The organism is Candidatus Poriferisodalis sp., assembly GCF_965198245.1.
Classification (GTDB): domain Bacteria; phylum Actinomycetota; class Acidimicrobiia; order Acidimicrobiales; family Poriferisodalaceae; genus Poriferisodalis.
This window is the reverse complement of sequence record NZ_OZ240249.1, coordinates 2819540-2843947: the sequence shown is the minus strand read 5'-3', so window position 1 is coordinate 2843947 and position 24408 is coordinate 2819540. Positions and strand designations below refer to the sequence as shown.

Sequence of the window (24408 nt, the reverse complement as noted above, 5' to 3'; positions counted from 1 at the left end):
TTCTAGGCGATGGGCTCCGCAATCACGGGGTTTGTCAACGTGCCGATGCCCTCGATCGTGATCGACACCTCGTCGCCGGGCTTCAGCATGCGCAGCGGATCGAAGAAGAGGCCGACACCGGCTGGGGTTCCGGTGGCGATGATCGTGCCCGGGTCGAGCGTGAATGCCGTCGACAGATGCTCGACGATTTGGTAGCAGTCGAAGATGAGATCGTCGGTCTTGGCGTCCTGGCGGACTTCGCCGCTTACCTCGGTGACCAGGCGACACGAGTGAGGGTCGATCGAGTCGCTGGTCACCAACCACGGGCCACACGGTCCGTGGGTATCCCACGACTTGCCCATCATCATCGTCGGGCTCGCGCGCTGCCAGTCCCGCACGCTGACGTCGTTCATGATCGTGTAGCCGGCGATGTAATCGGGCGCATCGGCCGCCGAAACAGCCCGTGCGGTGCGGCCAATGACCATAGCGAGCTCGCCCTCGTAGTCGACCATGTTCGGCGCCGCTGCCGGGAGGTGGATGGGGTCACCTGGGCCGACGATGCACTTGTAGTGCTTGTTGAAGATGATGGGCACTGACGGAGGCTCCCAGCCACTCTCGGCGGCGTGCGCTCTGTAGTTGAGACCGACCGCGAGGATTGCGGGCGGATGCCCTACCGGGGACAGGAGATCTGCGTCGTCGAGCGGCGTCACCCCTCCTGTGGCCAGTACTCCCACCGCTCCCACCAGATCGCCACCCGATGCGTCGAGCAGTGACGGCAGATCGGTGTGCTCGGTCTGCAGCGTCGCCAATCCGTCCTCGGTCACGATGGCCAGCCTTGGCTGGCCATCCACAAGATGTCGTGCAATTCGCATGCGCCGACGCTAACGCGGGGGCGCATGTTGGATGCAATGCCGACACTGTTGCGGGGCGCCTGTCGGATGCAGCGCTGGCGCTCGGCATTGTGCAAGACGCTCGACAGTGGCACTCTGGCGATCCATGGCTCGCCATGGCGCCGGGGGCTCGGCCCCCGGCGTACTCGACTCTGTGCTGGATCCCGTCACGGGACTCCCAGATGTGCGCGTCTTCGCCGTGTTGCTCGACCGGAAGCTGGCGCTGGCTCGGCGGGCTCTCCAGCCGCTCTCGGTGGTGTTCTTCGAAGTGGACGGCTTCGAACAGCTCAGCGACACGCAGGCCCGGGTGGCCCAACGGCTCGCTGCCCGCTTGGTACGGGGCACGCTGCGTGAGTCAGACAGTGTCTGCCACTGCACCGGGGGGATCCTGGCTGCCGTCCTTGATGACACTCCTCACGGTGGAGCGGTCTGGGCTGCCGACCGGGTTCGACGCGAGGTAGCGGCTCGCTCGTACCACACCGGCATCACGCTCTCGATGGGCGTGGCGAGTTATCCCACGCACGCGCTGGAAGCCGCAGACCTGCGCGATCGCGCCTACGCGGCGCTGTTCGTTGCCCGATCTCTCGGCCCCTCCCGGCTTGAGGTGGCCGAATCACTGCGCCGGTAGCCCATGGTGCCCGAACACCGCTCAGCGGCCCGTCGTGGACCAATGCCACGGCTCTGACGCCAGGTTGTACAAGCCGTAACGATGCGCATTTGCCGCGAGCCACTTGAAACAGCGACTAGTGCGTGTGATGGCGGCGCCCGCCGTCGCGCAGGTGAAGTCCACGGCCAATCCGAACTCGTGCGCTGAGGTTGTCGGCCGCGCCACGGGCGGGTTGCACGAGAACGAGGGCAAGAGCGACAGCTGCAACCAGTAGTCGGCGGCACTGCGAGCCGGCAGCGGGCAATGTTCCCGGCGCAAGCCGATCTGCACGGCCGTGGAGCGCCAGCCCCATCCGCGCAAGATGATGCCGTCGCGTCGTGCTGCGGTGAGCAGCTCACGTAGCGAGCCGGCGAGGCACGTATGTACTTCGATTCCGCGAACGAACACGATCTCGTCCGACGACGCCACTTCGGTGACCGCATCGCACGCCCGGAATGGCTCATCCACCGAGCTGGCGTCACCGATGCCGCCGTGAAGCGACAGCTGCAAGGCTTGAGGCCGGAGGTTTCCCACCGTCATGTCGCCGAGCGTGCGGGCGATGCCGCTGCCTGCACGTGCGCTGACCGCCAGTGCGGAGGCTGGATCCCAGAAGACGAGGCTCGCAGGCTGCGCGCCGCGGGCATTCCTCGAAGTGGCCGCAGCGGCTAGGCATCCTCGCCGCGCGGCGTGCCGGGCCAAAGACCCCAGATGCACCACGGTGTCGCCGTCGAGCCAGAACCCAGCGGTCGCCAACCGGATGTCCGGTGCGTCGGCAACGATGGCCGCAGCGACCCACAGGGCAGTTACGTGGCAGGGTCGAGTCGATTGGCTCGTGCGGTGGCGCATCTGTGCGGCAGCTAGGCGCGCCGCGGCAGCAGTCCTGGGATGGATGCCTGCTGGTCGCCATTGGGCGGTCTCGAACGCGGCAGTCAGCAGATCGAACGCAGTGATGGGCGTTCCCTCGGTCCGTGCGAATGCCTCGAGTTCCAGCGCGCCATAGGGCGCCGGACCGAGTGAGGGCAGCTGGAGTGACGTTGCCGCGGGGCAGGAGAGCGCCTCCGGTGCGAATCCGCCGACGATGCAGGGGACGTTGTCGTCCAGCATCCCGGCGAGGTGGCCCTCGAACGCATCCACTGTCGGGAGATCGCGGCGGCTGGCGTGCGCAACGAGCCGCGACACCCACCGATGGTCGCTCGTCGGCTTGGGAGGCACCTCGGAAATCGAGATGCCATTCAGGTTCGGCTCGACCCGGTCGTGCGTGAAGAAGTAGGCGACACCGATGTCGAGCGTCGCTTGAGCAAAATCGACACGTACCAAGTTGGCAGAGCCGTCTTGCGCTTCAGGCGATGGCTGCCCGCCGGCGGCAGTTGCAGTGGGCGAAATCGCGAGCAGCGCAGCGAGTGCGGCGACACCAGCCACGACCCAACAGTGACGTCTGACGGAGAATCGCGGGCGGTCGCTGGTGTTGACGGAATTCGTGACCTTTGGCGTGCGCGACATTCCCATGAGATCCCTCAGTGCCCCAATCCGTGTGGTGCAGCGATCGCCATGTCGTCAATGCCTCACCGACATGATGCCCAACGGGGTTGCAGTGGCTGACTACCCGGCCAGGTGCCGCTGTCGCTGCGAGGGCCGCGTAGCCTCGGATGGCGTGCACGACCGCAACCGTGTGTTGCGAATGCTGACGGTGTTCGGAGTTGGCGTGCTGCTGGGTGTCACGGCGACGGCGGTGTGGTTGCAACGCACCCAGACGGCTTCCACCGAGACTGTCGTCGCAGGGGCCGCCGCCGATGAGCCTCCTGATCTTGCGACGTCGGACGCGACCGCACCGTCGACATTCGTGCGGCGCGACGGCATGTATCTCGTGGGCTCTGATCTGGCACCGGGTCGGTACGTGACGCGTGGCACTGGCGCTGCCTGCTATTTCGCCGTCACCTCGGACCTGAGCGGATCGCTGCGATCGGTAGTCACGACGTACTTCGGTGACGCCTTCGGCCGCAGGGTCGAGCTGGCTGACGGCCAGTACTTCGAGACCGACGAATGCGGTCGCTGGACGCGCGAAGCGGTGCCCACAGCAGAGGAAGATCAGTAGCCCGCAACCGAACCGGTGAGCGCCCGAGGGTCGGCAGCGCCGGCGAGCACACCGTCGTGCACCTCGATGAGATGCGCGTGCCCGAAGGAGTTGTCGTGAGGGCCGTCGGTGCCGACGTGGTGGCCACGCTGTCGCAAGTCGGTGAGCCCGTTGGCACTCGCCCAGGCTGCGTGCCCCTCGATGCGCAATTCGAGGTTGCCGGGTTCGGCCCACGTGTCGAAGCCTGTTCCTGCGGCCGCTCCCCAGCGCCAGCGCCCTGAACCGATCGAGGCCGCAGGTTCGGAACCGAGACACAGCGAGCGGGCCAGTACCTGCAGCAGCACCTGCGGCTGGGCGTCGCCACCCATCGTCCCCACGACCGAGCGCAGAGAACCGTCGGCGCGCTGGACGACGGCTGGGGCGAGGGTGTGAGGGGGACGGCGCCCAGGTCGGTACTCGGCGGGATGGCCCTCGGTGAGATTGAATCCGATACCCCGGTTGTGCAGGCTGATCCGGTGTGTCGGCGTCCACAGCCCCACACCCCAGCCCCCCGCATTCGACTGGATCAGCGAGACGCCCATGCGGTCGGCATCCACGGCCGCGAGGTACATCGTGTCGCCGGTCCCGGTCCCGGCGCCGAGTGGCGCCACAGTGTCGGGCGAGATCGCTGCACGGCGCGGTGCGAGCCGGTCGGGCGCAATCAATGCGGCCCCGTCAGCGGTGTCTGAGAGCACCGCGGGCCGATCCCAGCCCGCCTGCTTGGCTGCCTCGGCCAGCAGATGGGCGAACAGCGGATCGTCGGGGTCAGGGGGGAGGTTCAGTCCCGAGGCGATCCACGCGCCCGCGAGCGTGAGGTAGCCCTGCGAGTTGGGCGGCACGGTCCAGATGCTGTGCTCCCAGGCATCCGCGCCGAGCGGCGTCACCCAGTCGGCTTGCGAGCGGGCCAAGTCCGCTGCGGTGTACTCGCCACAGCCCAGTTCGATGAGATCCCGACCGAAGTCACCTTCGTAGTAGGCCTCCCGGCCGCCTTCGGTGATCCCACTCAGCGCCCTCGCGACTCCGGGCCGGGTGATGAGTTCCCCTGGCTGGCTCTGGGGCAGGTAGTCCTCGGAGTTCGCGACGCCGTCGAGCAATGTGGCGGCGTCCGCGCCATGAGGCGAGAGGGGAAAGCCGTCACTCGCGAGGTCGACGGCAGGAGCCAGCACATCGCCCAAGGGCGCTTCCCCGAACCGTTCGTGCAGGCTGACCCACCCGTCGACGCACCCGGGAATGGGGACACTTCGGATGTCGGAGCTAAAGCGCATCCGCGTGCGCCCCTGCGCCCGAAGCGCATCTGGATCGGCACCGCTCCCGGCTCGACCGCTTGCATTGAGCGCTGCCGGCGCCTCGCCGTGGGTGTGGTGGACCAGCGCCCACAGGTCGCCGCCCATGCCGCACATGTGCTGCGTGGTGACCGCGAGCACGGCGGAGGCGGCCACCGCAGCGTCGGCCGCTGAGCCTCCGGCACGCAGCAGCGATACTCCGGCTTCGCTCGCGAGGTGGTCGACGCTGCACACCATGCCGCTGCGGGCGTAGCGGGTGGCGAAGGGAACCTGCGGTCGGGAGCGGCTCATGGATCGAACGGTAGACCCACCCAGCGACACATGCGTCCGAACTGACTGGTCTTCGCTGCGGGTCTGTCAGGGCAGCAGTACATGGGGGTTCAGCAGGCCCTCTGGGTCGAGCGCTCGCTTGATGGCGCTGAACGCCGCCAGCTCGGCCTCGGTGCGGTTGAGGTGCAGTTGTCCGAGCTTGGCGGTGCCGATGCCGTGCTCGGCCGAGATGCTCCCGCCGAGTTCGGCGACATAGCGCAGCACTGCATCGTCCACCTCCTCGGCAGGTTCAGCCCCGCCGGGGCCGAGCACGTTGACGTGTACGTTGCCGTCCCCGAGGTGGCCGAACAGCAGCGGCTGAGCGTCGGAGTCGGCCATCCGGACGACGTCGGCGACGCCGTCCACGAACTCGGCGAGACGAGCCGCCGGCAGCGTCACGTCCAGCTTGTGAGGGATGCCGGCCGCCGAGATCGCTTCGGTGACGTTCTCGCGGAATGCCCACAGCCGCTGGCGTGCAGGAGGGTCGAGCGCCACGGCCGCATCGATGAGCAGATCGGCGATCTCATCCACGGCAGTGCCGAGCTCGTCGCTGGGATCGGTGCGCGCCGCGGCCTCGGCGATCAGCCACGCCGCGCCGCTGGCGTTTCTGCTGCCGCTGGAAAGGCTGCCGACAGGAGGATCCACGCCTAGGTGGGCCGACACGAGCGCCATTGCCGAGTCGAAAACGGCTTCCAGCGCGTGCAGCGAACCGACGCTACGGCGCAGCGCTGCGGCGGCGGCGACAGCGTCCTGGGCGGTCTCGAAGGCCAGCAGGGCGGTCGCACGCTCGGGCTGCAGGGGATGCAATCGCAGCCGCACTCTCGTGATGACGCCCAACGTGCCCTCACTGCCCGCCAGCAGGCTTCCGAGGTCGTAGCCGGTGTTGTCCTTTTCCAGGCCTGCCAGATGGCTCACGATCGTGCCGTCGGCGAGCACTGCTTCGATGCCGACAACCTGGGCACGCATGGCCCCATAACGCAGCACGTTGATGCCTCCGGCGTTGGTGGCAACCATGCCGCCGATCGTCGCCGACTCGCGCGCAGCGAGGTCCACGCCGACGCTGAGTCCGGCCGCTGCCGCATGGATTTGGGCATCGGCCAGGGTCACTCCGGCGCCCACGGTCACCTGGGACGCGAGCTCGTCCACTGCCTCGCAGACGTCAAGACGCCGCATCGAGAGCACGGCTTCGCCTGCGAGCGGCACGCTGCCGCCCACGAGTCCGGTGTTACCGCCCTGGGGCACCACGGCGATGCGGGCAGCTGCCAAGACTCCCATTGCGGCGGCCGTTTCGGCGGTGTCAGCGGGACGCACCACCAGCGGCGTCGAGCCGGCGAAACGGCGAGTCCAGTCGATGGAATAACTCGCGGTGATCTCCGGGTCGCTCAGGACGTGCGCCCTGCCCACGATCCCCGTGAGTTCGTCAACGACAGCCGGGTCGATCGCGACGGTGCTCATGCTCCGAAGCTCATGACTCGAACCTCATGAACCGGCGCTCATGGCCCAGTCCCGCCGCCGCTCTCGGGCCGGTTTCGTCGCTCTGCCATGACCTCGAGCAGCACCCTCGGCTCGTCGGTCATGATGCCGTCGACACCGATGTCGAGCAGGCGGTCCATCTCGGCGGGATCGTCGATGGTCCACACGTGCACGGTCAGTCCGGCCCGGTGCGCATAGTCGACTAGGCGGCGGGTCGCGAGCGGGATGGGGCCCTGCCGCAGCGGGATCGAAGCGATGCGGCCACGGAACGGCCGGCTGTCCAGCAGGCGGTTCCGCGACCCGAGCCGCGGCCTGGATCGGGTCTGAATGCCTACTGCGCTGAGCGCCGCGAGGCGTGCGATCTCACGGGGACTGAAGCTCAAGCACACCGCGTCACCGAAGGCTTGGTTCAGACGGGCCAGCCTGGCGTCGGAGAACGAGCCCACACACACCCGGTCCAGCACGCCGGGCCGTCGCAGAGCTTCGATCAGCGGTTCGACAGCGGCATCGGCCTTGGGATCGATGCTGATGCGCACATCATCGAATGCGTCGAGCAGCTCCTCGAGTCTGGGGATCGGTTCGCCGCCGACACGGGCCTGTGACACCTCGCTCCAGGGCATCTCCGAGATGCGTCCGTCACGGTCCGAGGTCAGCGAGAGCACATCGTCGTGAAAGACCGCGAGCACTCCGTCGGACGTCGCCTGCACATCGGTCTCGAGGTAGCGGTACCCGAGCCCGACTGCGCCCTCGAATGCGGCCATAGTGTTCTGCGGCCACACGGCACTGCCGCCGCGGTGGGCGATAGGCACCGGACCCGGTTCATCCAGGTACGGATGATGCGACGTCACAGCGCAAGTATCGCTTCTCGGCTTGTTGGTACATGGGCAGTGCAATGCCGCCGGTACCGTCATGCCGATGTCTGACGGCGAGACTGGGGCCCAGAATCAGTCAGGCGATCATGTGTCGCCGGCAGATGCCTTCGCCACGTGGGCAGCCAGCGAACCGGTGCCGCTCGACCGGGCCGCGCTGAGCATTGCTGCCCATTGCCGCACAGAAGGGGTCGACGAAGCTGCGGCATTGGCCGAGTTGGACCGTCTCGGCGCCGCGGTACGCGAGCCCACGCCTGACGCCGTCGTCGATCTGCTCTTCGACGAGGAAGGGTTCGGCCCGAATCGGGGCCGCTTCGCAGATCCGGCGAACAGCTACCTCGACCTCGTGGTCTCGCGGAGGCTCGGGATACCGATCACACTGGCCGTGGTCACCATCGAGGTGGCCCGCCGCGCCGGTGTCGTGCTGCACGGTGTCGGCATGCCAGGCCATTTCCTGGTCGGCACCCCGGATCCGGAGGTATTCATCGACGCGTTCGACGGCCGCTTCATCGACCACGCTGGTGCCGCGGAGATCTTCACCCGCTTCGAGCCACGGCAGCCGTTCGACACTTCGTTCCTCCAGCTGACACCGCCGGGGGAGATCTTGCTGCGAATGCTGAACAACCTGCGGACGCTGCATATTCGTCAACCCGATGCGCCGTCACTTGTGGCTGTGCTGGAACTCCTGACGCGGCTGCCCGGGTGCCCGCTCGACGAGTTCATGCGGCTGGGCCAAGCGCTGGCAACGCTGGGACGGCCCGACGAGGGTGCCCGGACCCTGGAAGCAGCAGCGCAGCGATTCGGCGGAAGCGATGCCGAACACCTCAACAACGCGGCAGTGCGCCTCTGGGCCCAGCTGAATTAGGGGCAGCGATGGCGCGGCGCGCTGAGTTGACGTGAGCGCCAAGAAAGGCGGCTACAAGCCGATGGCCAGGTCGGGGCGGCCTCGAAGGTGGGTGCGCTCGTTGACCGAGAGCACGCTGCGATGGCCGCGGCTCGAGGCGAAGACCCGTGTCACCGACGTGTAGTCGACGTCGAAGCGCAGGAACGTCTCGGTGCGCAAGCCGAGGCAGCGGGCAAGGTAAGCGTTCACGACGCCACCGTGGCAGGCCACGGCCACACGCTGGCTGCGATGATCAGCGACGATCTCGTCGACGGCGCCGTTGACCGTCGCTACGAAGAGGGCCGACCGTTCCGCATCGCCGAACGAGCCGCTCACCAGCTCGTTCCACCTCGCACGGTCGGTCTCCTTCAGCACTTCCATCGGGACATATGCGGGGGAGTCGCGGTCGAACTCGCTCAGGCCGTCGCGTACCGCCGGCATCAGACCGGTGGCGGCGCCGATGGCCTCGGCAGTCTCCAGCGCTCGGAGCATTGGGCTGCTGTACAGGGCATCGATCCCCATCTCCGCCAGCCACCCAGCGACGGCGCCAGCCTGCTGCCGGCCGACTTGCGACAGCGGCGGATCTGCGGGCCGCCCGTCGTGGCGCACGACACGTTCCGGCTGGCCGTGGCGGACGAAGACGAGTTCCACGGCGGGTGACCCTATTGGGCCGCGGGGAGTCCCGTTGCAGGGCGGCTTGGCCGGAGCGGTACCGTGGTGTCACATGGCAAGACGGACCAAGATCATCGCCAGCGTCGGACCAGCCTGCAGCGACGAGGCGACCATGCAGGCCCTGATCGAGGCGGGCGTCGATGTATGGCGTCTCAGCTTGGCCCACGGCACGCTCGACGAGCAAGTCGCGACGTTCCAGCGGCTGCGTAAGGTCTCGCAGGAATCCGGACGGTACATCGGGATCCTGGTGGATCTTCCGGGCCCCAAGGTCCGCTGCATGCCGTTCCCTGAGGGCGGCTGCGAGGTCGCCCAGGACGCCGTGCTGTCTCTGGGCATCGAAGGCGACGCCAGCACTGCTGACCGGCTGGTCGTCGACTACGAGGGCCTGCTGACCGACGTGGGCCCAGGCGATCAGTTGTCCTTCGGCGACGGCAACGTCGTGCTGATGGTCGAGGATCGTGCTTCCAACGCTCTCAAGACCCGCGTTCTGCACGGCGGCCATCTCGAAGGCCGGCCGGGCTTGCACGTCGACTCGTCCAAATTGCGCATGAGCACGCCGACCCCGCACGATCTGATGCTGTCCGACACGTTCGTCGACTTGGGCACCGACATGGTCGCACTGTCGTTCGTCCGCTCCGCTTACGACATGCGGCGCCTGGGCGTCGAACCGCACCCGCGCGGCCCGCTGCTGGTGGCCAAGATCGAGACCAACGCAGCCGTGGAGAACCTCGATGGGATCATCGAGGCGTCCTCGGCGGTCATGGTGGCCCGCGGCGATCTGGGCGCGGAGTGCAACATCGAGGAATTGCCGCATCTGCAGAAGCGGATCATCGAGGCCTGCGTCGCGCACGGCCGACCGGCCATCACGGCAACGCAGATGCTGGAGTCGCTGCTGCACTCGCCTGTGCCGACCCGTGCCGAGGCCTCCGACATCGCCAACGCGGTGTTCGACGGAACGTCTGCGGTGATGCTGAGCGGCGAGACAGCGATCGGTCACGATCCGGTGAACGCCGTGCGGACCATGGCGCGCATCACCGAGCGAGCCGACGAGCGCTTTGACTATGAGGCTTGGTGGAACCGGCTGCTGTCGGTGCGCCGGCGCGACGATCGCGCCGCCGACTACATGCGCGTGACTGACGGCATCACCCAGGCGGCGTCGAGACTCGCGACCGAGCTGGGCGCCCAGGCGATCATCTGCCTGAGCCGGTCGGGTTTCACCGCACGCAGCATGGCCAGATTCCGCCCTTCGATGCCGCTGCTGGGGCTTACGCCCGAACCCCGAACGGCGATGCAGCTCTCGCTGTCATGGGGGACCCGGCCGCTAGTTTTCGGCGAACGCCTGACGCCGGCCGAATCGGCGCTCGAAGCTGTGCACGCAGCGGTACGAACCGGGATGGTGCGCAGCGGCGACATGGTGGTGGTGGTCTCGGGTACGAGCCCTGAGTCTCACGCCACTGACAACCTGCGCGCCATGCGCGTGCCCTGAGGCTGAGCCCCGGGCCCGAGCGGCCCGTGAGCGAAGCGAACAAGAGCGGAAGACAAGAAGGTCGGCGACGACGGGCTACACGAAGCCGAGGTCGATGTCGAGGTCGACACGGCCCGAATCGATCGGGTCCAGTTTGATGCGGTCCGGCCCGCACAGCGGATTCTGTGGAATCTGCACCGTTCGTCCGAAGACGTCGCACGAGCAGGTTTCTTGACAGTCCCGCAACCCCGACCACTGCACGGCCAGCACTGCAGCGGCGCCGACGAGCACCACCGAGATGAGCACGGCCAGCACAAACCGCCGAATCAACCGCAGAGCCACGATTGCTCCGACCACCAGCGAGGCGATGCCGCCGGCGAGCGCGATGCTCAGACGGTCGGCATCGAGCCATTCGGGCAGCACCCAAACAGAGAGTACGCAGCCTTCCCACGGCGCACGGGGACCGCTTCCGACCCAATCTTGACTCAGTCCCGACGCAGTCCCGGACCAGTCTCAGGGCGCTCAGTAGAGTCCAACTGAGTTCGTTGACGCTCGCGAGGATCGCGCCATGGCTGCCACCCCCATCGACCTGCGCCCCGGCGGTCTGCCCGAGACGGTTCTGGACCCAGCTCCGCCGGCGGCTGCGGCGGCGTGGGAAGCAGCCATGGGACAGCCATTGGCCGAGCGGGGTGCCGCCCTCGCAACGGTTGCGGCCCGCTGGCCGCGGCTGCTGGAGGCCTGGGCGGAGCTGGGCCGTTGCGCTGCGAGCGAGGGCCGCCATGTCGAGGCGTATGCCTATTGCCGGGTGGGGTATCACCGCGGCTTGGACGCGCTGCGGGCAGCTGGGTGGCGGGGCAGTGGCTATGTGCGCTGGGCGGAGCCCGCCAATCGTGGCTTCCTGTGGTCGTTGCTGGGCCTGGGTCGCTCCGCCGCTGCCATCGGCGAACGAGATGAGGCCGACAGATGTGCCGGGTTCCTGGTCCAGCTTGACCCCGGTGGTGAGCCGCCCATAGGTGAGTGGCCGCAGGCGTGAGCCCTGCCGGCGTTGTGCTGTGCGGCGGAGCCTCTACGCGCATGGGCAGCGACAAGTCCACTCTTGAGGTGGCGGGCCGACCGCTCGCCCTGTGGGTTGCGCAGGCACTGCGAGCTGCCGGCGCGCACCCAGTCGTTGCACAGGGCGGCAATCCGCCGCCGCCGCTGGTGGCCGAAGCCGACAGCATGCCGGGAGCGGGCCCGCTTGGGGGTCTCGTCGATTCGCTCGAACGCCACGGCGATGTTCTTGTGTGCCCGACCGACGTGCCGACGGTGCCGCCCGACCTGCTGGTCGCTCTTGTCGAGCTCGCTCTCCAGACGGGCGCGCCGGTTGTTCTGGCGCGGAGCGACCGGCTCGAGCCGCTGATCGGCCACTACGCCCGCGAGTCGCTTCCGGCACTGCGGGCGGGCCTGAGGGCCGGTGCCCGCGGACCCAAGGCCGTCCTCGACAGCACGAGCGTGCCAACCGTGCCGGTCGCAGCGGCCGACGTGTTGAACGTGAACACACTTGCAGATCTCGCCACCGCCGAGGCGATCCTGGCCGCTCGATCGGCGACCGGGTCCCAAGCATCATGAGCAGTCACGTATGGGTGGACTCCCAGGCTGCGTTCGAGGCGCTGATTGCCGACCTTCTGGCGACTGAGCGCATCGGCGTGGACACCGAGTTTCATCGCGAGCGCAGCTACCGGCCCCAGCTTGCTCTGGTACAGGTCGCATTTGATGACCAGGTCGCCCTTGTCGATCCCACAGCGATCGATATTGCGGCCTTGGGTTCCGTGCTGGCTTCCGATGCGGTGATCGTGATGCACTCCTGCGCACAGGACATCGAGGTGCTGTCCCAAGAGTGCGGTGCCATTCCGGCGAGGCTCTTCGATACCCAGGTTGCCGCAGGATTCCTGGGCATGAGCACCCCGTCGCTGGCTGCGCTGACTGAACGCCTCCTCGGAGTGCGATTGACCAAGGGCGACCGCCTGGCCGACTGGTTCCAACGACCGCTGCGAACGGCGCAGCGACGCTACGCGGCCGACGACGTGGCTTACCTAGCACGGCTTCATGACGAGCTTCACTCCCGCCTGACGGAGCGAGGTCGGTGGCAGTGGGCGCTTGACGAGTGCGAGATGTGGCGCCGCCCGCCCGCTCGGCCCCCGGACCCCGAACAGGCGTGGACCCGCATCAAGGGCGCACGCCAGCTCCGCGGCTCTCAGCGTGCGGTGGCGTACCGGCTGGCTGCGTGGCGGGAGCGAACCGCCAGCGATCGCGACCTTCCGGTGCGCTTCGTTTTGTCGGACATGGCACTGCTGTCCATTGCGCAACGGTCACCTGCGAGCGTTCGTGAGCTGCAAGGACTGCGCGGCGTGGACGGCAACCAGCTCCGTGGGGCGGCCGGTGATCGGATCATCGCCGAGGTGAAGCGCGGTCTGGACATAGCACCGGGCGACATCCCCGCCAGTGCGCTGGGCGGGGGACCAAACGTGGATGCTGCACTGCAGCCAGCGGTTCCCTTGGTTGCCGCCTGGGTGGACGAGGTTGCACGCTCTCGTGGCATCGACCGCAGTTTGCTGGCCACTCGCTCCGATATCGCTGCGTTGCTCGCGGGCGACCCAGCGTCCCGCCTCGGGACTGGCTGGCGGACCGAAGCGGTGGGCGATGGGATCCGGTCATTGCTGGCTGGAGAGGCCGCGTTGGCCTTCGATCCGTCGGCGGGTCTGCAGCTCGAACCTCGGCGGGGCGGAGGTGCCTGAGCACTGGGTATGCCACGCAGTGAGGTGCCTTGGACGGTAGGGTGACAGGGCACTTCGTAGAACACAGGTGCCTCATCCGGCGCGGATGTAGGCACATGCCGAAGCAGTCGAAGCAGGCAAGCGAGGCCTCGCAGTCGAGCACGAGGAGCCAGCCGGTGAAGAAGGGTCGACATCGCCGCTATGAGGAGGCTCGCAAATTCCAGCGGGCCACAGCGGAGCGTTTCACCGTCGAGGACTACGACTTCGATAACTCGGACCGTTTCGGCGTGGAGTTCGATGATGAGGATTCGGCTCCCGATGACCAGTACGGCCATCTCGCCGACAAGTACGACGACTATTCGGACCTCGAAGCCAAGTACGCCGACTTCGATTCCAGCGACGACGAAGAAGCTCCGCAGCGCGAGAACGCCTGAAATACAGCGCCGCTGCCGTATCTCGTCGCCAGCGGTGCCTTCGGGGCGGCACGCATCGCGGACTGGTTCAGCTGCGTTGACGAACGGCCGGATGGGGAAGCAGCTGGGCGGAATCGACGCGCTCGTCTAGATCGGAGCACAGCTCGGAGTAGATGACGTCCCCGCAGATGGCCGTCAGCTCGTCGCGTAGGACTTGGTACACAGGCCGGCTGCCGACATGGGCCTGTGCTTGCGATGTGCACCACCACGACACGTCGGTGTCGGGCCCGCCCCAGTCCCGTAGCTCCCATTCCCGCACCATCGTGTAGACGTGGCCGGTGACGGTCTCGTGGTCCTCGCGGCGGAGCGGGGCCTGCCAACAGATCTCGGGCTTGGTGTCCATCGGCCGCCGACCGGTCCGCTGCGCCAGCAGGTGGAATGCGCAGCCGGTGCCGGCGGGATAGCCGGCCCGGTTGGCGAACACGCACGCCCCGTCCACCACGCGGGTACGCCACCAGCCCTCGCCGTCCTGCCAGAGAGCTTCGCCGGGATCGCAGTGAAGCTGCCAGATCTCGGCGTCCAGCTCGGCGATCATCGAGCGGACGTGCGCGAGGTCATCATCACTGGTCACATACGCGCCATGGGTGCAGCAGCCCAGGGCGAGCTCTGGGGCCGGTTCGGGGTCGATGCCCGGGCAGCCAGCGCCGTAGATGCACGTCCAGGTGCTGGCGAGGAAGGTCACGTCGAACAGCCACGTGCGGTGCTCGTGCGGATCCTCCAGCGAGAGCCACTCTCGCGCGTCGCCGCTGGGGCTCCCGCTGTTCGGGCCCGGTCCGATATCGGCGTTGGCGATTTCGGAAGCCATCGGCGGCGAGCCTATGAGGCCGAGCGGGGAGCGAGGCCTTGGCCCGAGCGGCCCGTGAGCGCAGCGAACAAGAGCGGGAAGCAAGGGCGGGCCGATATGCCCACTCGGCCCGCTCTGCCTTTCGGGTACGGTCACGCCGTGGCTCCAGCGGACGATGAGGCGGCGGACGCGGCCCTGCTGGCCGACCTGCGCGGTGTGCTCGGCGACCGGGCACGCGACAACGACTTCGAGCGCGGCCTGTACCGGCGCGACGGCTCGATCGAAGGCAGCCCCCCAGCCATCGTCTGCCTGCCGGACAGCGCCGCAGAGGTCGCAGAGATCGTGCGCATCTGCCGGCATCACGAGCGGGCCTTTCTGGCTCGCGGCTCGGGAACCGGTCTGGCCGGGGGAGCGGTGCCCGTGGGCAGCCCGGTGGTGATCGCCACCACCAAGATGGATCGCATCGTCGAGGTCGACACCGACAACCGTGTCGCCTGGGTAGAGCCGGGGGTGTTGAACCTCGATCTGTCCCGCGCCCTGGCGCCGCTGGGATTCCATTTCGCTCCTGATCCGTCCAGTCAGCAGGTCTGCTCGATCGGCGGGAACATCGCCAACAACTCGGGCGGGCCGCACTGCCTGGCGTACGGGGTGACGACGGCCCACATCGCCGCCCTCGAGGTGGTGCTGCCCTCGGGCGAGACCACCACCTTCGGCGGGGTGGACGCGGAGCCGACCGGACTCGACCTGCGCGGGCTCTTCGTGGGCTCGGAGGGCACCATGGGCATCGCAACCAGGGCGGCGGTGCGACTCACGCCGAACGCGCCGTCGGTGCGCACGCTGCTCCTCGACTTCGAGGACGTCAGCGAGGGCTCGGCAGCTGTCAGTGCGATCATCGCCGCAGGGCTCGTGCCCTCCGCGCTGGAGATGATGGACCAGCGAGCCATCGAGATCGTCGAGGCATTCGCTCACGCCGGGTACCCGACCGAGGCCGCGGCTGTCCTGCTGGTCGAGCTGGACGGTTTGCCGGGCGGTGTCGAGGCGGGCGTGGAGATCATTCGCGAGGTGGCCCAGCGGCACCACGCCGGCCATGTGCGTGTTGCGGCCGACGACACGGAGCGGGCGTTGCTGTGGAAGGGTCGCAAGAACGCCTTCGGCGCCGTTGCGCGGATCAAGCCCGACTACTACCTGCACGACACCGTGGTACCCCGCTCCCGGCTCACCGAGGTGCTCGAGCAGGTGTACCGGATCGCCGACGCGTACGACCTGATTGCGGTCAACGTATTCCATGCCGGCGACGGGAACCTGCACCCGATCCTGGCCTTCGACCGGCGCCAGCCCGGCGTCGCCGAGCGTGTGAAGGCCGCAGGGCGGGACATCATCGCGGCATCCATAGCCGCGGGCGGGGTGCTCAGCGGCGAGCATGGTATTGGTCTGGAGAAGCGGGACTACATGGGGATGCTGTTCAGCGCCCACGACATGTACACCCAGGACCTGGTGCGTGAGACGTTCGACCCCGACGGCTTCGCCAATCCGCTGAAGGTGATACCGACAGGCTCGCGCTGCAGCGATTCGTTCCGCCAGCACGTGCCAGAAGGTGCCTGGGTGTGAGCGCGCAGAGCTCCATCGCCGGTGCGTCGCCGACAACAGGATCGAGCACCCGCCCGGCTGAGGTTGGTGCCAGCCTCGCGGCGAACATCGCGCCCGAAGTCACAGCATTCGCCCGCGAGGTCGGCGACAGCGATCCGGTCACGGTGGTGGGTGCCCGCACGCATACCCGAGTCGGCGGTGAATCGGCAGCCGGCACGCGTGAGGTGCGGGCGCCAGCGGGCGTCTGGGAGCACGAGCCGTCTGAAATGACGGTGCGCTGCGGTGCCGGCACACCCGTTGGCGAGCTGGCTGCGCACCTCGCACACCGCGGCCAGATGGTCCCGCTCGACCCCGCCGACGATGCAGCAACCGTCGGCGGCGTGCTGGCCTGCGGGTTCAGCGGCCACCGGCGGCTGCGCTACGGGCACGTCCGGGATCTGGTGCTGCAGACACGCCACGTCGATGCCGCCGGCAAGGTCGTCACCGCCGGCGGGCCCACGGTGAAGAACGTCTCCGGCTACGACCTGCCCCGCCTGTTGGTGGGATCGCTGGGAACGCTTGGCTGCTTGGCCGAGGTGATCCTGCGCACCTTGCCGGTACCGCCCGCGGCGCAATGGCTGGTGGGCGCCGGCGATCCGTTCGCGGCGTTCGACCTGCTGTACCGGCCCAGCAGTGTCCTGTGGGACAGCACGCGTACCTGGATCTTGCTGGAGGGCGACCCGAGCGACATCGCCGCCGAGACCGCCAAGGTCGAGCCGCTGGGCTTCGGCCCCGCAGATGGGGGGCCGTCGATTCCCGGAACGGGGCGCGAGTCGATGAAACCGTCGGAACTGCGTGCGCTCGCCGGCACTCCGGGAGGGTGGATCGCCGAGGTCGGCGTGGGGCTGGTGCACCGACCCGAGTCGGTTGCTGCAGGAACGGTAGTGCCGACCAACGCAGCGCTGATGACTGAGCTGAAGCGGAAGCTGGACCCTGCGGGCCGGCTCAATCCCGGCCGGAGTGCCTGGTGAGCCCAGTGAACAGATTTGCGCTGCAGCTCGATATCGACAGCGACACGCTTGCCTCGTGCGTTGCCTGCGGCATGTGCCTGCCGCACTGCCCGACCTACCGGGTGACGGGGGAGGAGTCGGCATCGCCGCGTGGACGCATTGCCCTGATGCGTGATGTCGTCGAGCGGGGCGAAGCCGACGCTGCCTTCGTGGAGTTCATGGACGCCTGTATCCAGTGCCGCGGCTGCGAGACGGCCTGCCCCGCAGGCGTGCACTACGGCCACATGATGGAGGTCACCCGCGAAGCGCTCGCGTCCCAGACTCGCTACCAGCCACGGCTGCGACGGGCTGCCTACCGGGTACTGGGCATGCCACGCCTGCTCACGGCGGGTTCCCGACTGCTGGCGCTCGCTCAGCGGCTCGGCCTGCTGCGGCTGGTGAAACTGCTCGGCCGCAGCCGTGCTGCGGCGCGTGGGCTCGGCCGGATCGGGGCGCTTCGATCGCTCGCGACAGCAGTTAACGCGCTGCCGACAGTGCCGTTGCACCAGCGACCGCTCCGAGCGAGCGGCGATGACGTCTGGCTGCTCACCGGCTGCGTCATGGACGCATGGATGCGTGACACGCACCGGGCTGCCCAGGCAGTCATCGAGGCAACTGGTGCTGGAGTTGCGCTGCCGCCGGCCGGAGCCGCGTGCTGCGGGGCGCTGCACACCCATGCAGGACTGCGCACCGAGGCTCGCCGCCTCGCGCGGCGGGTGATGGCGGCGATGCCCGGAGAGGCCCCGATCCTGGTCGACTCGGCGGGCTGCGGAGCTGCCATGAAGGAGTACGGGCACCTGCTGGGCACCCCCGAAGCCCGACACTTCGCTGCGCGTGTCTTCGACGTTCACGAGTGGCTGGCCTCGCGCATCGACGAGCTGCCAGCCGGTTCGGAGAGGCCGCAGGATGCGCGCGGCACAACGCGTGTCGCAGTGCAGGACCCCTGTCACCTGCGGCATGTGCAGCAGGCGCACCTGCCGGTGCGCACCGTGCTCGGCCGCTACGTGGAGATTGCCGAGCTCGACGACGACGGCCTGTGCTGCGGCGCTGGCGGGGCGTACTCACAGCAGCACCCTGACATTGCCGCTGCTGTCCGTCAGCGCAAGGTGGCTGCCATCGGGCGCACTGGGGCAGCCGAGGTTGCCAGCGCCAATCCGGGATGCACCCTGCACCTGCGTGCTGCGGGCCTCGTTGTTCGCCACCCGCTCGAGATCGTGGCCGAGCACCTCGCTGTGAACACGGGTACGCGGGCATGAACGACGAGATCACGGAGCTCGCAGATCGCCTCGACGACACCGCTGAACGGCTCGCCGAGCTGTCCATCGAGCTACTGCAGGGTGCCCTTGCAGATGCCGACACCTCCGAGGCGCGTTCCCGGCTCGAGCGCAGCGTCACCCGCGCCCGCCGGGCCACGATCAAGGCAGCATCGATTCTGCGTGAATCCACGGGCGCATCGGATTCCTTCGACGAATAGCAGCCGCTCGCGGAGCCCTGCGTTCAGATTCCGCCCGAGATGCGATACAGCTCGCCGATGAGGTCGTCATAGCGGCCGATGGCCAGGGTCACGGCGTAGGCAGCGCCGACAATGGCGCCCGCAATGGCGACCGGTCGCCGATCCAGCGCTCTGCCGATCGCGGGCACGCCGTACGGTGCGATCGCGATGAGCAGCACCGGCAGCAGCGCCCCGACCATGTACACCAGCATCAACCCGAAGGTGCGTGCGCCCGAGGTGGCGGCGTTGTTGAGGATGTCTCCGAGACGTGCCCCGACGCAGGGACGCCACAGCCAGCCAGCCAGCGCCCCGCCGACGATGCCTGCGCCGGTCGCGTACGGCGAGGAGTGACTCTGCGCCCGCCACGCCGCTACGTAGGTGCCTGCGGCGAGCAGCCCCGCGATCACGACAGCAGCGCCACGCGCCGAGACGGACCAGTGGCCAGCCGCCGGGGCCCATGCCAGCAGCGCGGCGCCCACCACGTAGTACAGCGCCACCGTGAGCCGGGCTTGCCGGGCGACCAGCACCAGGGCCACCCCTGGCGCGAGAACGGTCAGCGTGCACGCCCAAGTGATCACCCCGATGCCCTCGGTGAGGGTCTCGATAAGCGTGCCCACGGCGGTCGGCCCGCCGATCAGGTCTCGGCGAGGAGCCGCTCGACCGTCTCGTACAGCTCGCGGTAGGTGTGTGCGCCGTCGCCCCGGCGGTCGAAACGGATCTGGTTGTCGCTGTCGATCACGTAGACGCGCGGCCAGTAAGCAGTGGGCCCTTCCTGCCAAACGTGAAAGTTGTACTTGCGAGTGTCGAGCGCGATCGGCCAGACCACACCGAGCTCGGCGGCAGCCTCGATGATGTTGTCGACGTTGGCCTCATAGGCGAACTCGGGGGAGTGAACCCCCACGACTTCGACGCCACGATCCCGGAAGTCGGCATGGAGCTGTCCCAGCGCGTCCAGCGTCTTCTTGCAGTTCCGGCAACCAAACGTCCAGAACTGCACCACCGTGATGGAATTCTGCTCGCGGATCTCCTCCAGCGAGGTGGCGTCGGTGTTGAGCCAGCCATCCAACTTGCTGAGGGTGAAGGCGGTGCCCAGCACCGGGATCGGCTCAGGGAGCACCGTTGTCGTGGGGATCGCCGTGCTTGCGGGCACCTCTGGCGCATCGCCGCCCGTGCTGGTCGGCGGTGCAGCGACCTGCGCGTCCCCTGCGGTGGTCGCGGGTGGGACGGTTGGGGTGCTGGCGGTCTCGGTTAGCTCGGGTGTGGTGTCGGGGTCGCCGATCGCGGCCCAGACGATCAGCGCGACTCCGGCGAGCAGGATGCCGAGCGCGAGGTAGCGCCCAATTGAGGACTTCATACCAAGGCGCAGCGTACGCCTCGCCCCGGCAGCGGCGTCAGCGGGTTGGAGACGATCTCATCCACAACCTCGCGCAGTCGCTAGACGCGACTGCTGCGCTGACTACGCAGTCGCTAGACGCGACTGCCGAGCGATTCGAGCGGGATGAGTTTGCGGTCGGTGGCGTTGTCGGTGGGCCGGAGCACGCGGCTGTGCACCACGGGTGCGCCGTCGGCGTTCTCGTAGCCGGTGAGGCGCTGGCGGGTGCGGCGTCCGAGAGGCTCTGCAATGTTGCGGAAGTCCTGCTCGGTGAGGCCTTGGCCGTGTTGGGCTCCCGCGGCTCGCGAGATGTTCTCGTCCATCAGCGTCCCGCCCATGTCATTGGCACCCGCCCGCAAGATCTGCTGGGCCCCAGGTGGACCGATCTTCACCCACGACACCTGGATGTTGTCGATGAGTCCCCGGTAGGCGATGCGTGGCACGGCGTGCATCAGCAAGGTCTCCCGGAACGTCGGGCCGCGGCGGGCACCCTTGCGCAGGTAGATGGGGCTGGCCATGTGCACGAAGGGCAGCGGGACCCACTCGGTGAAGCCGCCGGTGCGCTTTTGCAGCTCGCGTGTGGCCACGATGTGGTTCGCCCAGTGCTCGGGCTGCTCGATTGACCCGAACATGATGGTGATGTTCGAGTGCAGGCCCACTGCGTGCGCCGCCTCGTGGCACTCGAGCCACTCGGCGGTGTTGATCTTGTCGGGGCACAGCACTGCTCGCACCGAATCGTCGAGGATCTCGGCCGCGGTGCCCGGCAATGACTTCAGCCCCGCTTCTTTCAGCCGCATGAGGTAGTCCACGAGCGACTCGCCGAGCCGCTTGGCCCCTTCGATGACCTCGAGGGCGGTGAAGCCGTGCAGGTGCATGTCGGGCACGACATCGTGAATGGCTCGGCAGACGTCGATGTAGTAGTCGCCGTCGAAGCTCGGGTGAATGCCGCCCTGCAGGGTCACCTCGGTGGCGCCCAGCTCGGCCGCCTCGATCACGCGCTCCTGGATGTCGGCCAGCGTCAGCATGTAGGGCGTGCCCCGCAGATTCAGCGAGAGGGGGCCCTTGGAGAAGCCGCAGAACTTGCACTTGAACGTGCAGACGTTCGTGTAGTTGATGTTGCGGTTGTGCACCCAGGTGACGATGTCGCCCACGGCCTCGCGGCGCAACTCGTCAGCGACCTCGCCGACGGCGACAACCTCGGGGCCGCGTGCCCCGAACAGCGTGACGATCTCTTCGTGACCGACCTGCTGGCCGGCCATCACACCGTCGAGCACCTCGCGCACGGCACCGCGGGCATACGACGGGCCGTCCATGATGGTCGTGGGCAGGTGGCTGGCGCCGCCGGAGTACCACTGGGTGGAGTTCTCGTCGGCCGCCAGCACATCGGCACCGGAACCGGCGTTAAGGTTCTCCATCGTCCGCTCGGGCATCTGGCTGCCTGGATCGTCGCGGCCAAGGCCCTCTGCGTCGGAACGGTCCATGACTCCGAATCGGTTGCCGTCGGACAGCCAGCGCCCGGGTTGCAGTGCGAACTCCGGATAGATCGTGAGCCGGGGAGCGAGCGTGAAACGCCGAGCCTCGGTGACCTCCCCCAGGCGGTCAAGCGCTGGCCAGGGCCGCTCGGGGTTTACGTGGTCGGCGGTGATCGGCGAGACGCCGCCCCAGTCGTCGATGCCGACCTCCAGCAGGCCCCCGAAGTCGTCGGACAGGTTCGGCGGGGCCTGCAGGTGAACGTCAGCAGGCAGGATCAGCCGTGCCAAAGCGATGGCCTGCGCGTACTCGTCGGGCGGGCACGCGGGCATGTTGTGCATGGAGGTTCCCGCCTTGGGCAGGAAGTTCTGGACGATCACTTCCTGGATGTGGCCCCAGCGGGCGTGGCTCGCAGCGATGGCCTCGAGTGCCGCCAGCCGGTCGGCCAGCGATTCGCCGATGCCGACGAGAATCCCGGTGGTGTAGGGGATGGCCAGTTCGCCGGCTGCTTCGAGTGTGGCCAAGCGCCGGGCAGGCTCCTTGTCGGGCGAGCCCCGGTGGCAGTCGAGGTGCGGGTTCAGCGACTCCAGCATCATCCCCTGGCTGGGCGCGACCTCGCGCAGCGCCGCCAGCTCGTTCGCCGTCATCGCCCCGGGATTGGCATGGGGGAGCAGACCGGTCTCGTCACGGACGAGCCGGCACATCTCGACCAGGTAGTGGACGGTGGAGTCCCAGCCGTGGGAGGCCAGCCAGTCCGCCGCTGCGGGGTAGCGCAGCTCGGGACGTTCGCCGAGGGTGAACAGCGCCTCGTGGCAGCCTGCCCGGGCGCCGCTGGCGGCTATTTCCAGCACCTGTTCCGGTGTGAGGTACGGCGAGTCGAGCCGCGCTGGGGGCTGGGCGAACGTGCAGTAGCCGCACTTGTCGCGGCACAGCATCGTCAGCGGGATGAACACCTTCGGGCTGTAGGTGACCCGTGTGCCGAACGTACGGTCACGCACCTCGCCAGCGCGCTCCGCCAGCTCAGCGAGCGGCAGTTCTGCCAGTGCCAGCGATGCCGCCGTCGGCTGCGGCGGCGCAACGACCCCATTGGTCGCTGCGTCGTCGACACCGTGCGATGGATCGATGATGGTCACAGGGACCCTCCGTTCGTGGGCTGGAGTTCGATGGCTCGGGCGCGCGGTGCATCGGAGTGCTGCTCGCCGTGAGATTCGTCACCGAGATGGGCACGGCTGCGAATGCGCGTCGGGTTGACCGGCTCGTCGCACGCAGGGCACCGGGTGGCGATTTCGAGTGCGGTGCCGCAGTCGGCATGCACGAGCACCGTGGGGGCGTCCCCGTCCTGACACCACCGGTCACCCCATGCCATGAGAGCGAGCAGGCTGTTCGACAGGTCGAGCCCTTTGGGCGTCAGGACGTAGTCGTAGCGAACCGGACGGTGCTGGTAGGGCACCTTGGCGACAACGCCGGCATCGGTGAGGCGGCTCAGCCGGTCCGCCAGCATGTTGCGGGCGATGCCCAGGTCATGCTGCATGGCGCTGAAGCGGCGCACGCCGCGGAACAGGTCACGAAGGATGAGCAGCGTCCATCGATCGCCCACGATGTCAAGGGTTGCCTGGATGGAGCAGGCGGGTTGGCCCGACGGGAGCGCTGTCACGGCCGCGCACACTACGGCAGTCAGTTTCGGTTTGCAACTGACTGGCTTGTATCAGGCGAGCGAGTCTGCCCGGCGAGCCGTCAGGCGAGCGAGTCTGCTTTGGCCACGAGCGACACCAGCAGTTCGTCGAAGCTCTTGGTGAACGCCGCGACGCCTTGTGCCTCAAGCGTGTCGGCGACGCCGTCGAGGTCGACGCCATTCGATGTCACGGCCTCGAGCACGTAGCGGGCTGCGGATTGGTCGGCGTCGATAGTGCGACGGAGCTTCCCGTGATCGCAGAAGGCATCCAACGTGGCATCGGGCATGGTGTTGACCGTGTTCGGGCCGATGAGCTCGTCGACATACAGCGTGTCGGGATACGCCGGATTCTTCGTGCTCGTCGAGGCCCACAGCGGACGCTGGACTTGTGCTCCGAGCGCCGCGAGCCGTTCCCAACGTGGTCCACTGAAGATTTCGCCGAAGCGACCGTACGCGGCCTGCGCCTGTGCGACTGCAGTGCGGCCGCGCAGCCCGAGCGCGCTGGTAGTCCCGACCGCATCGAGGAGACGATCGACCTCGGTGTCGGTCCGGCTCACGAAGAACGAGGCCACGCTGGCCACTCCCGAGAGGTCGGTGAGGCCGGCAGCGACACGGTCTTCGAGGCCAGCCACGTACGCCTCGGCCACCTGCTCGTACCGGGCCACGGAGAAGATCAGCGTCACGTTGATGCTGTAGCCCTCGGCGATCATCTGGCGGATAGAGGGGAGGCCCTCCACGGTTCCGGGGATCTTCACCATCAGGTTCGGCCAAGCGATGCCTTGGTGCAGTTCCCGAGCGGCCTTGGTGGTGGCCTCCGTGTCGTGCGCGAGCGATGGATTCACCTCGACCGACACGAAGCCATCCGTGCCGCCCGAGGCCGCATGCACCGGTTCAAGTGCCCGCAGCGCGCCGCGAATGTCGCTGGTCACCAGCTGCCAGTAGGCATCGTCCACCGAGGTCCCTCCGCACACGAGGTCACCGAACTGCTCGTCGTAGTCGTCCGATGACTCGATGGCCTTCTGGAAGATCGACGGATTCGACGTCAGGCCGCGGATGCCCCGTTCCACCCAGGCTTCGAGCTCGCCGCCGGTGATCCATCCGCGGCGGAGATTGTCGAGCCAGGGGCTTTGCCCGCATTCGGAGTACAGCCCCGAGAGCCGCCCGTCGGTAGTACTGCCGTTGCCGCCTTCGGTCATGG

Annotated in this window: 25 protein-coding genes; 12 read left to right on the top strand and 13 right to left on the bottom strand. The window is 68.0% G+C overall.

Features of this window, described 5'->3' with window-relative positions; translation table 11 throughout:
• Positions 1–2: 2 nt before the first annotated feature.
• Positions 3–851 carry a fumarylacetoacetate hydrolase family protein gene (locus ACOCMM_RS12800; protein ID WP_419553526.1) on the bottom strand — a complete coding sequence of 283 codons (849 nt, stop codon included), beginning with the start codon at positions 849–851 and terminating at the stop codon, positions 3–5.
• 124 nt (positions 852–975) lie between these two features.
• On the opposite strand from ACOCMM_RS12800, the gene ACOCMM_RS12795 reads away from it, so the two are divergent.
• Entirely contained in the window at positions 976–1497 is a 522-nt protein-coding gene (locus ACOCMM_RS12795; protein ID WP_419553525.1) for a GGDEF domain-containing protein, read from the top strand.
• A gap of 21 nt (positions 1498–1518) precedes the next feature.
• On the opposite strand, the gene ACOCMM_RS12790 is transcribed toward ACOCMM_RS12795, so the two are convergent.
• On the bottom strand, positions 1519–2934 hold the full coding sequence (locus tag ACOCMM_RS12790; protein WP_419553524.1) for a D-alanyl-D-alanine carboxypeptidase family protein: 1416 nt from the start codon (positions 2932–2934) through the stop codon (positions 1519–1521).
• A gap of 232 nt (positions 2935–3166) precedes the next feature.
• Here ACOCMM_RS12790 and ACOCMM_RS12785 point away from each other — a divergent pair, with 232 nt between their 5' ends.
• Entirely contained in the window at positions 3167–3607 is a 441-nt protein-coding gene (locus tag ACOCMM_RS12785) for a hypothetical protein (RefSeq protein ID WP_419553523.1), read from the top strand.
• Here the strand turns inward: ACOCMM_RS12785 and ACOCMM_RS12780 are convergent.
• The 3 genes from ACOCMM_RS12780 to ACOCMM_RS12770 all read right to left on the bottom strand — a co-directional run bounded on the left by ACOCMM_RS12780 (position 3601) and on the right by ACOCMM_RS12770 (position 7538).
• On the bottom strand, positions 3601–5199 hold the full coding sequence (locus ACOCMM_RS12780; RefSeq protein WP_419553522.1) for a gamma-glutamyltransferase: 1599 nt from the start codon (positions 5197–5199) through the stop codon (positions 3601–3603). The genes ACOCMM_RS12785 and ACOCMM_RS12780 overlap by 7 nt on opposite strands.
• Positions 5200–5265: 66 nt before the next feature.
• Positions 5266–6672, bottom strand: coding sequence for an FAD-binding oxidoreductase (locus ACOCMM_RS12775; protein ID WP_419553521.1), 1407 nt, complete (start codon positions 6670–6672; stop codon positions 5266–5268).
• A 38-nt stretch (positions 6673–6710) separates the two neighbouring features.
• Positions 6711–7538 (bottom strand): glycerophosphodiester phosphodiesterase, encoded by an 828-nt coding sequence (locus tag ACOCMM_RS12770; RefSeq protein WP_419553520.1) that lies wholly within the window; start codon positions 7536–7538, stop codon positions 6711–6713.
• 67 nt (positions 7539–7605) lie between these two features.
• Here ACOCMM_RS12770 and ACOCMM_RS12765 point away from each other — a divergent pair, with 67 nt between their 5' ends.
• Complete coding sequence (locus ACOCMM_RS12765; RefSeq protein WP_419553519.1) at positions 7606–8424, top strand: SirB1 family protein; 819 nt, start codon at positions 7606–7608, stop codon at positions 8422–8424.
• A 51-nt stretch (positions 8425–8475) separates the two neighbouring features.
• Here the strand turns inward: ACOCMM_RS12765 and ACOCMM_RS12760 are convergent, their stop codons facing one another.
• On the bottom strand, positions 8476–9093 hold the full coding sequence (locus ACOCMM_RS12760) for a histidine phosphatase family protein (protein WP_419553518.1): 618 nt from the start codon (positions 9091–9093) through the stop codon (positions 8476–8478).
• Positions 9094–9166: 73 nt separating this feature from the next.
• Between ACOCMM_RS12760 and pyk the strand changes: the two genes are divergently transcribed.
• The gene (pyk, locus tag ACOCMM_RS12755; RefSeq protein ID WP_419553517.1) at positions 9167–10600 is read left to right on the top strand and encodes a pyruvate kinase; all 1434 of its coding nucleotides are present in this window, start codon (positions 9167–9169) and stop codon (positions 10598–10600) included.
• 75 nt (positions 10601–10675) lie between these two features.
• Here the strand turns inward: pyk and ACOCMM_RS12750 are convergent, their stop codons facing one another.
• On the bottom strand, positions 10676–11002 hold the full coding sequence (locus ACOCMM_RS12750; protein ID WP_419553516.1) for a hypothetical protein: 327 nt from the start codon (positions 11000–11002) through the stop codon (positions 10676–10678).
• Positions 11003–11147: 145 nt separating this feature from the next.
• Between ACOCMM_RS12750 and ACOCMM_RS12745 the strand changes: the two genes are divergently transcribed.
• From ACOCMM_RS12745 to ACOCMM_RS12730, 4 genes are all read left to right on the top strand, one after another.
• Entirely contained in the window at positions 11148–11612 is a 465-nt protein-coding gene (locus ACOCMM_RS12745) for a DUF3151 family protein (protein ID WP_419553515.1), read from the top strand.
• Positions 11597–12187 carry a molybdenum cofactor guanylyltransferase gene (gene mobA / locus ACOCMM_RS12740; RefSeq protein WP_419553514.1) on the top strand — a complete coding sequence of 197 codons (591 nt, stop codon included), beginning with the start codon at positions 11597–11599 and terminating at the stop codon, positions 12185–12187. Before ACOCMM_RS12745 ends, mobA begins: the two co-directional genes overlap by 16 nt.
• Positions 12184–13353, top strand: a complete 1170-nt coding sequence (locus ACOCMM_RS12735; protein ID WP_419553513.1) for a ribonuclease D — start codon at positions 12184–12186, stop codon at positions 13351–13353. The genes mobA and ACOCMM_RS12735 overlap by 4 nt, the downstream gene beginning before the upstream one ends.
• A 155-nt stretch (positions 13354–13508) precedes the next feature.
• Positions 13509–13766 carry a hypothetical protein gene (locus tag ACOCMM_RS12730; protein ID WP_419553512.1) on the top strand — a complete coding sequence of 86 codons (258 nt, stop codon included), beginning with the start codon at positions 13509–13511 and terminating at the stop codon, positions 13764–13766.
• A gap of 67 nt (positions 13767–13833) precedes the next feature.
• On the opposite strand, the gene ACOCMM_RS12725 is transcribed toward ACOCMM_RS12730, so the two are convergent.
• Positions 13834–14610 carry a hypothetical protein gene (locus ACOCMM_RS12725; protein WP_419553511.1) on the bottom strand — a complete coding sequence of 259 codons (777 nt, stop codon included), beginning with the start codon at positions 14608–14610 and terminating at the stop codon, positions 13834–13836.
• Between the two features lie 138 nt (positions 14611–14748).
• On the opposite strand from ACOCMM_RS12725, the gene ACOCMM_RS12720 reads away from it, so the two are divergent.
• Genes ACOCMM_RS12720 through ACOCMM_RS12705 form a run of 4 tightly spaced genes read left to right on the top strand, consistent with a single transcriptional unit; the run spans position 14749 to position 18678 of the window.
• Positions 14749–16197 (top strand): FAD-binding oxidoreductase, encoded by a 1449-nt coding sequence (locus ACOCMM_RS12720; RefSeq protein WP_419553510.1) that lies wholly within the window; start codon positions 14749–14751, stop codon positions 16195–16197.
• Positions 16194–17186 (top strand): FAD-binding protein, encoded by a 993-nt coding sequence (locus ACOCMM_RS12715; RefSeq protein ID WP_419553509.1) that lies wholly within the window; start codon positions 16194–16196, stop codon positions 17184–17186. Before ACOCMM_RS12720 ends, ACOCMM_RS12715 begins: the two co-directional genes overlap by 4 nt.
• Positions 17183–18460: a (Fe-S)-binding protein gene (locus ACOCMM_RS12710; RefSeq protein WP_419553508.1), complete on the top strand. Its 1278-nt coding sequence runs from the start codon at positions 17183–17185 to the stop codon at positions 18458–18460. The genes ACOCMM_RS12715 and ACOCMM_RS12710 overlap by 4 nt, the downstream gene beginning before the upstream one ends.
• Positions 18457–18678, top strand: coding sequence for a hypothetical protein (locus ACOCMM_RS12705; protein WP_419553507.1), 222 nt, complete (start codon positions 18457–18459; stop codon positions 18676–18678). Before ACOCMM_RS12710 ends, ACOCMM_RS12705 begins: the two co-directional genes overlap by 4 nt.
• A gap of 23 nt (positions 18679–18701) precedes the next feature.
• On the opposite strand, the gene ACOCMM_RS12700 is transcribed toward ACOCMM_RS12705, so the two are convergent.
• From ACOCMM_RS12700 to tal, 5 genes are all read right to left on the bottom strand, one after another.
• Positions 18702–19313 carry a hypothetical protein gene (locus ACOCMM_RS12700; RefSeq protein WP_419553506.1) on the bottom strand — a complete coding sequence of 204 codons (612 nt, stop codon included), beginning with the start codon at positions 19311–19313 and terminating at the stop codon, positions 18702–18704.
• 17 nt (positions 19314–19330) lie between these two features.
• A complete protein-coding gene (locus ACOCMM_RS12695) occupies positions 19331–20050 on the bottom strand; it encodes a redoxin domain-containing protein (protein WP_419553505.1) in 720 nt (239 codons plus the stop codon).
• A gap of 113 nt (positions 20051–20163) precedes the next feature.
• Complete coding sequence (gene cofH, locus ACOCMM_RS12690) at positions 20164–22662, bottom strand: 5-amino-6-(D-ribitylamino)uracil--L-tyrosine 4-hydroxyphenyl transferase CofH (RefSeq protein ID WP_419554879.1); 2499 nt, start codon at positions 22660–22662, stop codon at positions 20164–20166.
• A 5-nt stretch (positions 22663–22667) separates the two neighbouring features.
• Positions 22668–23192: a winged helix-turn-helix transcriptional regulator gene (locus ACOCMM_RS12685; RefSeq protein WP_419553504.1), complete on the bottom strand. Its 525-nt coding sequence runs from the start codon at positions 23190–23192 to the stop codon at positions 22668–22670.
• A gap of 80 nt (positions 23193–23272) precedes the next feature.
• Positions 23273–24406 (bottom strand): transaldolase, encoded by a 1134-nt coding sequence (tal, locus tag ACOCMM_RS12680; RefSeq protein WP_419553503.1) that lies wholly within the window; start codon positions 24404–24406, stop codon positions 23273–23275.
• Positions 24407–24408: the final 2 nt, after the last annotated feature.

Excerpts from the sequence above, each read along its gene's own strand:
- ACOCMM_RS12800 (WP_419553526.1), bottom strand. The coding sequence starts at position 851 with ATGCGAATTGCACGACATCTTGTGGATGGCCAGCCAAGGCTGGCCATC.
- ACOCMM_RS12795 (WP_419553525.1), top strand. The coding sequence starts at position 976 with ATGGCTCGCCATGGCGCCGGGGGCTCGGCCCCCGGCGTACTCGACTCT.
- ACOCMM_RS12780 (WP_419553522.1), bottom strand. The coding sequence starts at position 5,199 with ATGAGCCGCTCCCGACCGCAGGTTCCCTTCGCCACCCGCTACGCCCGC.
- ACOCMM_RS12775 (WP_419553521.1), bottom strand. The coding sequence starts at position 6,672 with ATGAGCACCGTCGCGATCGACCCGGCTGTCGTTGACGAACTCACGGGG.
- ACOCMM_RS12765 (WP_419553519.1), top strand. The coding sequence starts at position 7,606 with ATGTCTGACGGCGAGACTGGGGCCCAGAATCAGTCAGGCGATCATGTG.
- pyk (WP_419553517.1), top strand. The coding sequence starts at position 9,167 with ATGGCAAGACGGACCAAGATCATCGCCAGCGTCGGACCAGCCTGCAGC.
- ACOCMM_RS12745 (WP_419553515.1), top strand. The coding sequence starts at position 11,148 with ATGGCTGCCACCCCCATCGACCTGCGCCCCGGCGGTCTGCCCGAGACG.
- ACOCMM_RS12735 (WP_419553513.1), top strand. The coding sequence starts at position 12,184 with ATGAGCAGTCACGTATGGGTGGACTCCCAGGCTGCGTTCGAGGCGCTG.
- ACOCMM_RS12725 (WP_419553511.1), bottom strand. The coding sequence starts at position 14,610 with ATGGCTTCCGAAATCGCCAACGCCGATATCGGACCGGGCCCGAACAGC.
- ACOCMM_RS12705 (WP_419553507.1), top strand. The coding sequence starts at position 18,457 with ATGAACGACGAGATCACGGAGCTCGCAGATCGCCTCGACGACACCGCT.
- ACOCMM_RS12695 (WP_419553505.1), bottom strand. The coding sequence starts at position 20,050 with ATGAAGTCCTCAATTGGGCGCTACCTCGCGCTCGGCATCCTGCTCGCC.
- tal (WP_419553503.1), bottom strand. The coding sequence starts at position 24,406 with ATGACCGAAGGCGGCAACGGCAGTACTACCGACGGGCGGCTCTCGGGG.